Annotated in this window: 7 protein-coding genes; 4 read left to right on the forward strand and 3 right to left on the reverse strand. The window is 70.9% G+C overall.

Annotated features, from left to right (window positions below; genetic code table 11):
* Positions 1–76: 76 nt before the first annotated feature.
* Positions 77–1,237: a glycosyltransferase family 4 protein gene (locus tag Vlu01_RS12860; RefSeq protein WP_203998201.1), complete on the forward strand. Its 1,161-nt coding sequence runs from the start codon at positions 77–79 to the stop codon at positions 1,235–1,237.
* An 80-nt stretch (positions 1,238–1,317) separates the two neighbouring features.
* On the opposite strand, the gene Vlu01_RS12865 is transcribed toward Vlu01_RS12860, so the two are convergent.
* Positions 1,318–1,479 (reverse strand): hypothetical protein, encoded by a 162-nt coding sequence (locus tag Vlu01_RS12865; protein WP_013736401.1) that lies wholly within the window; start codon positions 1,477–1,479, stop codon positions 1,318–1,320.
* Positions 1,476–3,194: an MmpA family trehalose lipid delivery protein gene (locus tag Vlu01_RS12870; protein ID WP_203998203.1), complete on the reverse strand. Its 1,719-nt coding sequence runs from the start codon at positions 3,192–3,194 to the stop codon at positions 1,476–1,478. The genes Vlu01_RS12865 and Vlu01_RS12870 overlap by 4 nt, the downstream gene beginning before the upstream one ends.
* 145 nt (positions 3,195–3,339) lie before the next feature.
* On the opposite strand from Vlu01_RS12870, the gene Vlu01_RS12875 reads away from it, so the two are divergent.
* Positions 3,340–5,871 carry a hypothetical protein gene (locus Vlu01_RS12875; RefSeq protein WP_203998205.1) on the forward strand — a complete coding sequence of 844 codons (2,532 nt, stop codon included), beginning with the start codon at positions 3,340–3,342 and terminating at the stop codon, positions 5,869–5,871.
* Between the two features lie 40 nt (positions 5,872–5,911).
* Here Vlu01_RS12875 and Vlu01_RS12880 read toward each other — a convergent pair whose 3' ends face one another.
* Positions 5,912–6,667 carry an FkbM family methyltransferase gene (locus Vlu01_RS12880; protein WP_203998207.1) on the reverse strand — a complete coding sequence of 252 codons (756 nt, stop codon included), beginning with the start codon at positions 6,665–6,667 and terminating at the stop codon, positions 5,912–5,914.
* Positions 6,668–6,837: 170 nt separating this feature from the next.
* Here Vlu01_RS12880 and Vlu01_RS12885 point away from each other — a divergent pair, with 170 nt between their 5' ends.
* The gene (locus Vlu01_RS12885; protein ID WP_203998209.1) at positions 6,838–8,130 is read left to right on the forward strand and encodes a polysaccharide biosynthesis protein; all 1,293 of its coding nucleotides are present in this window, start codon (positions 6,838–6,840) and stop codon (positions 8,128–8,130) included.
* A gap of 149 nt (positions 8,131–8,279) precedes the next feature.
* Positions 8,280–10,094 (forward strand): VanW family protein, encoded by a 1,815-nt coding sequence (locus Vlu01_RS12890; RefSeq protein ID WP_203998211.1) that lies wholly within the window; start codon positions 8,280–8,282, stop codon positions 10,092–10,094.
* Positions 10,095–10,462: the final 368 nt, after the last annotated feature.

A 10,462-nucleotide genomic window follows, 5' to 3' on the forward strand; every position in this document is an offset into this window, starting at 1 on the left:
TCTGCCCATTGCGCAGCCGGGCTGGACCGCCCTAGGGTGGCGCGATCGTGCTCACTTACTCACCGGTAGGAGCAGCGTGGACAACTCCGGCACCCCCTCCCGCCACGTCCTGTTCCTCAACTGGCGAGACACCACCAACCCCGAGGGCGGCGGCTCGGAGGTCTACATCGAGCGGATCGCCGCCGAGCTGGTCACCATCGGTCACCAGGTGACTCTGTTCTGTGCCGCGCACGGCAACGCCGCCGCGGCGGGAACCACCGAGACCGGCGTACGCGTGTTGCGTCGCGGCTCCCGGATGACCGTCTACCTCCGGGCTGCGCTGATCTGCCTCGTCGGCCGGTTCGGGTTCGGTCCCCTGAGCCGGCGAGGTCTCGGCCGGCCGGACCTGATCGTCGACGTCTGCAACGGTGTGCCGTTCTTCGCCCCGCTCTACGCCGGTCGTCCGGTCATCGCGCTGGTCCACCACGTGCACCGGGAGCAGTGGCCGGTGGTGTTCGGGCCGTTGATGTGCCGGCTGGGCTGGTGGATCGAATCCTGGTTGGCCGTCCGGCTCTACCGGCGGTGCCGCTACATCACCGTTTCCGAGGCGAGTCGCGCCGAGCTGGTGACCCTCGGAGTCGACACCGAACGAATCGACGTGGTGCCGAACGGAACCCCTCCGGTGACCGGCCCGTCACTGCCCCGTACCCCCAACCCGTCGCTGCTGGTGCTGGGCCGGCTGGTTCCGCACAAACGGGTCGAGATCGCCCTGCGTACCGTCGCCGAACTGGCCGAGGAACTGCCCGAGCTGGAACTGGTGGTGGCCGGACAGGGCTGGTGGGAGGAGCCGCTACGCGAGCAGTGCGCCGCCCTCGGCATCACCGACCGGGTCCGGTTCACCGGCTTCGTCAGCGAGGAGGAGAAGCACGCTCTGCTCAGCTCCGCCTGGCTCGCCCTCACCCCGTCGCTCAAGGAAGGGTGGGGTCTGACCATTGTGGAGGCTGCGGCGCGCAGCACCCCGACGGTGGCCTTCAGGTACGCCGGCGGGGTGGCCGAAGCGATGATCGATACGGAGACCGGCCTGCTGGTCGACGACGAACAGGAGTTCACGACGGTCGTTCGTGAGCTGCTCGACGATGATGTCCGGCGCAAGGCGATGGGTGAGGCGGCGTTGACCCATGCGGCCCGCTACACCTGGACGGCCACCGGCGCGCGGTTCGCAGAGTTGGTCGCGGAGGCGACCGTCCACCCCCGCTGACCAGCGGACCAAGTCGGCTGATCAGCTCCAGCACGACGAAAGGCGCCCGCAGGATGCGGGCGCCTTTCCGCTGTTCGAGATCAGCGCGTGCCGTACAGCGGGGCCTCGGTCTGCTCACTCACCTTGGAGTTAGCGGCCTCCTTGGCGGACGGGCTGAGCACGTTCGCCAGACCGACGCTGCCGAGCATGCCGAGCACGACCCCGAGTACCCCGACGGCGACGAACGCGGGCAGGTTCCTCATCCACCTTCTCCTTCCGCGGGACTCGCGTGCCGGGACGCTACCACGCGGTAGCACCATCGTGCAGTGCCCGAAGAAACGAGAACCAGCACCACCGTTCCGGCCAACAAATGGGCCAGACCCACCGGGCCGGGATGGCTCGGCTCCGGCGTCGGATGCCATGCCGGATTCTCGTACAACGTCAGCTCGTCACCGGCGTACACCCGCCGCAGGCCGGCCAGCGTCGCCGGATCCGGGGTCGGGCCGGCGGCGCGCTGCACCAGCACCCAGCGGGTACCGGCCACCGCCACCGGCTCACCGGCCGCGAGCAGCTCACGCAGGCGAGCCGCCCGAGGATCCTCCCCGGCGACCGAGGTGCCGCCCACCCGCAGCGTGTCGTCGATCAGGACCGGCACGCCGAGATAACGAGGTGCCGGGTCGATCACCACCCGGCCGCCGTTCCACGCATAGCTCTGGTACTCCTGAAAAGGCAGCGAGACCACCTCGCCCGGCCGTTCGTCGACCAGCCGCCCCACCGCCGCCCAGTCCGCCGGCCACGCCACCGGCCGCAGCCGCCCCACCCCGCCGACGGCGAGATCGGGCATGACGGCCACCGGCAGCAACGCCGCGCCGGCCAGCAGCACGCGCCCGGTGGCCAGATCGAACCGCGCCGCGAGCTGTCCGGCCAGTCGCTCCGCCCCGAGCGCCCCGCCGATCGCCACCAGCAGCACGTACGGCACCAGCAGCTTCTGCCCGTCGCGGAGCAGCCCGGCACCGGGCACTGCGGTGACCAGCCAGCCCAGCAGACTCGCCCCGCCGGGCAGCACCCCGAGCGCGGCACCCAGCCACGAGGCGACCGCGAGCAGTCCCAGCCGACCGACGACCGGCTTCGGCCAGCGACGCCACAGCACCGGCAGCCCGTACCCGGCGACCGCCAACATCAGCAGCGTCGCCAGTGGTATCAACGATCCGCTGCGGGAAGCCGGGGTGGCCTGCCCGTTCCAGATGCCGCCGGTGCCGGCGAGCGCCCACAGCGCCCCCGCCCAGTTCTCCGCCCGCGCGGCGAAGACCGCCACCCCGGCCGGATCGGATCGGCCACTTCCCTCGCTGACGAACCCCGCCACCAGCCACGGCGCGTTCACCAGCGCCGTCGTCGCAATCGCGGTCGACGCCGCCCGGGCCGCCCCGGCGTACCGCCCGACCAGCAGCACCGTGACCACGACCAGGGCGAGCAGGCCGCCGGTCGGGGTGATCGCCGAGGCCGCTGCCGCCAGCAACAGCAGACGCAGGGCACCCCGCTCGGCGGCCCGCACCCCGATCGCGGCCCGCACCAGCCAGGGCAACGCGGCGTACGCGACCAGCAGCCCCCACTGCCCGATCAGCAACCGCTCTGCCAGGTACGGAGTCCACGCGTACCCCAGTGCGGCCACCACCCGCACCCCGGTCCGCTCGGTCGGCACCAGTCGTGCCGCACCCAGCGCGGCCAGGTAGAGAATCCCCACCAGGACCAGCCGTTGCAGCAGCCATCCTGGGAACAACTGGTTGGCCAGCGCCACCACGGCGTCCTGCGGGACGGCCCGGGGCAGGGCCGTGGCCGGGGCGATCACCTCCCAGCTCAACGTCATCTTCGGCACGAAGATCATGTCGTAACGCAGCACGTATCCGGGAAAAGCCAGGGGCGCGAGCACCACCGCCGTCACGGCAGCGGCCACCGCGTGCGGCACCAGCCGTTCCCGCATCCGTCGACCTCACCACTGCCGGGCGCGGCTACCGGCCGCGCTGGTGGCGGCCACTGTACGCGCCGTCGGCAGCCAGCCTGAACATCACCGAACCATCCGTTGACCTGATGGGAGGCGTGACCGCCGCTGTGGCAGTCTTCCCGCCATGGCATCGAACCCTTCCCAACCTCACCCCAAGGTCAGCCGGACCGTGGGGTCGGACGCGGTGCGCTCGGATCAGGTTGATGAGGGTTCGTCGACAGACCCGGACGGTACGACCGCACCGGACCGCGTCGGCGGCTGGCTGGGCCGGGACCAGATCCGGACGGCGGCGCTCGCCATCGTCGCACTCAGCGTGCTGTGGCGTGCCCAGGTGGCCTCCCGTGGCTTCCTGGCCGCCGACGACTACGTGATGATCACGCAGGCGGCGGAATCCGACCTGACCGTCGAGCACCTGCTCAGCCTCTACAACAACCACCTCATGCCCGGTGGTCGGCTGCTCACCTGGCTGATCACCGAACACATCGGGATGGTCTACTGGCCGTATGTGCTGCTGATGGCGGTCGGCCAGGCGATCCTCGGCCTCACCTTCTTCCGGCTGCTGCGTCGCCTGCTGCAACCGTCCTGGCTGCAGCTCCTGCCGCTCGGTGCGCTGATGTTCAGCCCGCTGACCCTGGAGGCCACCTCCTGGTGGGCCGTCGGGGTCAACATGCTGCCGATGCAGATCGCCATGGTGCTCGCGGTGGGCGCGCAGGTCGGCTATGTGCAGACCCGACGCAAAAGGCACCTGGTGACGCTCGCCCTCGCGGTCCTGCTCGGCCTCGTCTTCTTCGAGAAGGCGATCCTGGTCGTGGCGTTGGTCTTCCTGCTCACCGCCGCCCTCTACGCCGAGGGCGGTTTCTTCCGCACCATCTGGACCACGATCCGCCGCTGGTGGCCGTCCTGGTTGCTGCTGACCGCGCTGTCGCTCGGCTTCCTCGCCGCCTACCTGAGCGGCTCGGAGTCTTCCCTGCGTCGGCCGACATCGGTCGGCGAGGTGTTCTCTTTCGTCACCCAGTTGCTCGGGTCCACCGTGGTACCCGGTTTGGTAGGCGGGCCATGGCGGTGGCTGGAGGCAGGGGACGGTGCCCCGGTCGCGGCACCGCCGGAAATCGGCACCTGGGTGGCCTGGACGATCGTCGTGGCCCTGGTCGTGGCGACCGTACGGCGTCGCCGCCGGGCCGGACGCGCCTGGTTGCTGCTCGGGTCGTACCTGGTGCTGGTGGCGGCGATGCTGGCCGCGACCCGGCTCGGTTCCACCTACAGTGGGGTGGCCGGCGGCGTTCCCCGATACGTCAGCGACGTCGTCGTGGTGGCCGCCATCTGTCTCGGCGTCGCCGTCGTCGGGCTGGCCCGGCCGTCCCCGGTCTCGGCCGGGACCGCACCTTCCGCTCCCGACACACCGCCAGCGGTGCCGGACACCGTCCCCGCCCCGACGGATGCGACCGCCTCGGAACGTGACGCTACGCCGGCCGTGGCGGCACCGGGCGTCGCCGCACCTCCGGCCGACCCGATCCCACCAGCCCGCTCGGCCACGCCACCAGCCGATACGGCCCCACCGGTGCTGGCCGAGGCGGTCCGGACCGGACGGCCCCCGGCGGTGGTGGCCAGGCTCGGCGTCATCCACGCCGAAGCCCCCGTCGACCCCGAGCCGGAATCCGCGCCGCCCTCGGCCGCCGGCCCCGGCTCGGACAGCGACGCCACCGACATCGACGCCCCGCACGCCGGTGACGCCGGTGACGCCGAGGCGAAAGTCCACGCCCCGCACGCCGGTGACGCCGACGCGGAAGTCCGCGCCTCGGATCCGGTCGCCGCCGTCGACGTCCGGGGGCCGGATCCGGTCGTCGAGCCCCACCGCGCCGGCCCTCCAAATCTCCCTGACGACTCGACCCCGATCCCCCGACCCCGCGCAGCCGACCATCAACAAGCCGGGCCGGACCGACGCCCCCCGTCCGACCCGTTCGGATCTACTCCTCCCGGGCTGGTCGGCTCACTGCCCGAGCGCTACCGGGAGGCGGTGAACGTCATGCTCGCCCTGATACTCGTCGCCGCCGGCCTCGGCACGTTGTGGACCACCTCCCGGTACAGCGACGAGTGGGCGCTCAAGTCGAGCCGGTCGTACATCGACACCGTTCGGATCGAGATGGCCAGCGCGCCGCCCGACACGGTGTTCTTCGACGGCCCCGTCCCGGACAACGTGGTACCGAACCTGTCCTGGCCCTACAACCTCCAGTCCCGGTTCTTCCGCGCCTTCGGCACCCGTCCCACGTACGTCGACGAGGCCGACCACGTCTCGGTGCTGGACTCCCTCGGCCGGATCCAGGTGGCCACGATCATCGGCAGCACCATCCAGCCGGGGCCCCAGGAAGGCTGCGGCTATCTGGTCTCCAGCGGGCAGACGGTACGGATGCCACTCAACGAGCCCCGCGACGACTGGCACTGGGTGGTGCGCATCGGCTACCTCAGCTCGGCGGACGGCACGGCAACCCTGCGGTTCGGCGCCGGCACCGCCAGCTTCCCCGTCAAAAAGGGCCTCAATCAGCGCTTCTTCCGCATCGTCGGCGGCGGCGACACAGTCGAACTGTCCGTCAGCGGCAGCGACGTGTCGCTCTGCACCAACGAGATCGCAATCGGCAACCCGGCCCCCAAGCCCGAGTAGCCGTGCCGGTCGGCGGCGGGTGAGCCTGGCCCGCCGCCGATCACTCGGGGCGGAACAGCACCGAGTTGACGTACCGGGGACGGGGCCACACGACCCGACGAGCGAAGCCCTGGCCCACCCGGGCGATCGCCTCACGCTGATGCCGGCCGAGGTCGAAGTCGGCCAGCGGCACCCACGTCCGATCGGGTAGCACGTACCCGCGGTAGCCCCAGCCGGTCAGCAGGTCCAGCAGCGGCTCCACCGGCTGGATCCGTTCCTCGACCTCGATCAGCAGCACCGGACGGTCGCGCCGCACGGTCCGCTCGGCGCCGCGCAACGCCGGCAGCTCGTGACCCTCGATGTCGAGTTTGACGAACCGCACGTCGGTCAGGTCGAGTGAGTCCAGCGTGATCCGTCGAACGGACACCGCCGGTCCCTGCGTGGCGTCCTCCAGGGACGAGGTGCCGACGATCGCCCCACCCTCCGGCAGGTAGAGCGTGGCGGTGCCCTCGTGGTCGGAGACGGCTGCCTCGACCACCTCGACGTCCGGGAAGGCCGCTCGGAGCTGCCCGGCCAGCGCCGTGGTCGGCTCCACCGCGACCACCCGGTCGGCCCGCCGGAGCAGTCGAGCCGTCCACGGGCCGTACCAGGCGCCCACATCCACCGCGGTGCCGCCGGTCGGGACGAAGTCGGCGAGCCGCGCCAGTTCCGGCTCCACCCGTGGGTACGCGCTGCGGATCGCTCCCGCCAACAGTCGGGCAGGGAGCAGGGCCGCCAGTCCGGAGGTCGCTGCGGGGGCCAGCTTCGTCGACGCCATGGGGCAGCACACTAGACGTTTCCAGCCCCGCTGGGCAGGGGGTGTTGGTGCGGGACTGTCGCGACGGTCAAGCTGCCGGTACCGTCGTCCGGTCGGGCACCATCCCGACCGGATCGCGGCCCGGAAAGGCCGGGTCGTCCGCGCGGACGACCGACACGACGCGGAGTGGCATGGCCCAGACCACGAGCAGGGACGTCGCCCGGTTGCGGCTCGGCGCGGCCGGTGCCGCGGTCACCGTCGCGACCGTGGTGACCAACGCGCTGGCGTACGTGGTCCCGATGCTTGGTGCGCGCAGGCTCAGTGCCGCCGATCTGGGCGCGCTGGCGACGGTGCTCGCGTTGGCCGCGATCGCCGCCGTCCCCGGTTTCGGTCTGCAGATCGCCGTGGCCGCCCATCGTGCGCGTGCGGGCGCTGGTGACACCGGCCGCCTCGGGTCGCGAACCGCGGCCCTCACGGCTGGCGTCACGCTCGCGGTGGCACCGGTGCTGACGGTCGTCCTGCGGCTGCCACTGGCACTCACGCTGCTGCTCGCCGCCACCACCTTTGCCACCGTGCTCAGCGGCCGGTGGCTCGGCGAACTCCAGGGTGACCAGCGTTTCCTGCGACTCGCCGCAGGTATGGTCGTGGTGGCCGTCGGTCGCTACGGCGGACTGGTCGTCGGGCTGGTGCTCGGCCTGGGGCCGGAAATGTGCCTGTTCCTGGCCACCCTGACCGGCCTGCTCGCACTGCCGCTCCTGGCGCGTCTCGCCGGTTCACCCGCGCACCCGCGCCCAGCCGACCCGGCCCCGCAGCGCCCGCCTGCCGCCGACCCGGCCGCGACATCCGCTGCTGCCCCGATCACCGGTGCGTCGCGGCTGGGAGCCAGGCAGGTGATGACGGCGTGCGGGGCGACGCTGGCGATGCTCACCATCTCGTACGCGGACCTGATCCTCGCCCGCCAGCTCCTACCGGCGGCCGCCTCCGGGGCGTACGCCGTCGGCGCGGTACTCACCAAGGGTGCGCTCTGGGCTCCTCAGGTCGTCACCCTGCTGGTTTTGCCCCGGCTGGCTCAGGGCGATCGGCGCGCCCGGCTGGTGGCGCTGGCACTGATCGTGGCCTGCGGAACGGTCCTGGTGGTCAGCTCGGCGGTCGGCGGTGAGCTGGCCTTCCGGCTCGTCGGCGGCGCCGACTACCTGCACCTGGCCGGGACGGCTCCGATGTTCGCGGCCGTCGGAGCGCTCTACGCGGTGGTGTTCATGCTGGTGAACGAACGGGTGGCGACCGCTGCCCGATGGCCCGCCGCACCGCTGTGGGTGGCGACGGCCGGGTTGGCCGCAGCAGCCATGGTGATCGCGCCACGCACGGTGACCGGAGTGCTGGCCTGCTCGCTGATCGCCGCCGCCCTGGCTGCCGTGGTGATGGGCTGGCTGGTGTTCGGGCGCTCGGCGCTGACACGCAGGACAGGCGATTGTCACCGAGGGTGAGAATTCACGGACGCATCGCCCGCTGGACGGACGCAACTGGGGATCCGGACCGACTCGGGCTCCCCGGCGCTGGTCTGGTTGGCTACCGTAGTTCTCTCCCGGAGTGGGCACCCCCGGCTCCGCATCCGGCATGTCGCTAAGAGGTAGTTGTGACGCTGTACGGCGAAGAACGTCCACCGCCGGCCGACGACCGGCCCACGGTGCAGGTGACTGCGGTCAGCTGGCCGATCGAGGAGCCGGCGCGCCCGGCGCCCGTCCCGCCGGGCGGTGACCGACCCCGGTCCCGCCGGTTCCGGCTCCTGCTCGCTTCCGGCGTGGCCACCGCCGTGCTCGGCTCGGTGGGCGCGGTAGCCGTCTGGGCGTACACCGGCGACGTGCCCCGCGGCACCAGCGTGCTGGGCACCGAACTCGGTGGACGCAGCCGCACCGACGCGGCGCGAGAGCTGCGGGAGCAGTTGGACCGCCGTGCGGCCGAACTCCAAGCCCCCATTCAGGTACGCGTCGGCGACCGGGCAGCTGAGATCGTCCCCACCGAGGTGGGGCTCACCGTCGACGTGGACGCCACCGTGGCAGCCGCTGCGGCGACCAGCGCCCATGCTGTGGACCGCCTGGTCGGCTCGCGGGAGGTCGACCCGGTGGTTTCGGTCGACGTGCCGAACCTCGAAAAGGCCCTGAAGAAGCTCGTGGGCGACCAGGGCCGGAAAATGACCATGCCGGCCATCACCTTCTCCGGCACCAAACCGAAGGTGCGCTACCCGAAGCCGAGCCTCAGCATCGACCCGGAGCACTCCGCCGAGGCCGTCAAGCAGGGCTGGTTGAGTGGACAGCCGGTGACCGTCCCGCTGGTGGAGAACCACCCGACCACCACTGCCGAGGAGGTCGACCGGCTGGTCGCCGAACTGGCGGAGCCGGCCGTGGCAGCACCGGTCAAGCTGACCACCGAGCGCGGGTCGGTCAGCATCCCTCCGCAGGCCATCGCGAAGAGCCTCCGCTTCAAGGCCGACAAGGCCGGAAAGCTCACGCCCAGCGTGGACGTCAAGAAGCTGCGTTCCGCACTCGGAAGCAAGCTCGGCACGGTCGAGGTTGCTCCGAAGGACGCCACGATGACCATCTCCGGCGGAAAGCCGAAGGTGGTCGACGGGCGGGCCGGCAAGCAGGTCGACACCAGCAACCTCGGCACCGAACTGCTCGCCGTCCTACCTCGCGGCGAGGAGCGTACGATCTCCGCCGACCTCAAGCCGGTCCAGCCGAAGCTCACCGCGGAGAAGCTCCGTGGCCTGGGCATCAAGGAGAAGGTTTCCTCCTTCACCACCAGGTTCACCGGCGGGCTCTCCTCGCCGCGCAGCCAGAACATCGTGACGATCGCCAACGACGTGAAGGGGACAATCGTCCTGCCCGGCGAGACGTTCTCGCTCAACGGTCACACCGGTGAACGCGGCTACTCCCAGGGCTACCGCGACGCGCCGGTCATTCTCGACGGCAAACTGGTTCCCGGTGTCGGCGGTGGCACCTCGCAGTTCACGACCACCCTCTTCAACGCCACGTACTACGCCGGCCTGGAGGACGTCGAGCACAAGCCGCACTCGTACTACTTCAGCCGCTACCCGGCGGTCATCGAGTCGACCATCTTCTGGCCCAACCTCGACTTCAAGTTCCGCAACAACACCGACTACGGCGTCCTGATCGACACCTCCTACACCGGTGGCTCGGTGACGGTGTCGATCTGGAGCACGAAGATCTGGGACAGCGTGAAAACCGAGTACGGCCCTCGGCGGAACATCACCTCACCGAAGACGGTGTATCTCGAACCGGGGCCGAGCTGCATTCCGGCCAACGGCAGTCAGGGCTTCACCCAGGATGCATTCCGGGTGATCAAGAAGGACGGCAAGGTCGTCAAGCGGGAGAAGTTCACCTGGACCTACAGCGCGGAGCCCCGCTTCATCTGCGCGAAGAAACCCGCCTGACCCCGCGCACCCCCAGCTTCCACGGCCCCGCCAGCTTCCCGCCGGCGGGGCCTTTCCTTTCCATCCGAGTACGCCCCAAAGGCCGGCACAAGGGCCGGCACAAGCTGGATGGAGTCGCCCGAGCCTCTACTTCCCCGCGATACCGTGCTGCCATGTCTCGGCCAGTCGAGCCGGGGCCAGTATGCAACTGAAGCCGCAGAGGTCCGGCCCTACACGGAGGTGCGCCGACCCATCATGAGGCGGAATACCGCGCAACGGTCGGCGCGGTCGGCGCGGTCGGCGCGGTCGGCGCGGTCGGCGCGGTCGAGTTTCTAGCCCTGAAATGCGTTTAGGGCCGCCCCTTGTGGGGTGGCCCTAAACGGGATGAA

It is taken from the genome of Micromonospora lutea (genome assembly GCF_016863535.1).
Lineage (GTDB): Bacteria > Actinomycetota > Actinomycetes > Mycobacteriales > Micromonosporaceae > Micromonospora > Micromonospora lutea.

Excerpts from the sequence above, each read along its gene's own strand:
- Vlu01_RS12870 (WP_203998203.1), bottom strand. The coding sequence starts at position 3,194 with ATGCGGGAACGGCTGGTGCCGCACGCGGTGGCCGCTGCCGTGACGGCG.
- Vlu01_RS12865 (WP_013736401.1), bottom strand. The coding sequence starts at position 1,479 with ATGAGGAACCTGCCCGCGTTCGTCGCCGTCGGGGTACTCGGGGTCGTG.
- Vlu01_RS12880 (WP_203998207.1), bottom strand. The coding sequence starts at position 6,667 with ATGGCGTCGACGAAGCTGGCCCCCGCAGCGACCTCCGGACTGGCGGCC.
- Vlu01_RS12885 (WP_203998209.1), top strand. The coding sequence starts at position 6,838 with ATGGCCCAGACCACGAGCAGGGACGTCGCCCGGTTGCGGCTCGGCGCG.
- Vlu01_RS12875 (WP_203998205.1), top strand. The coding sequence starts at position 3,340 with ATGGCATCGAACCCTTCCCAACCTCACCCCAAGGTCAGCCGGACCGTG.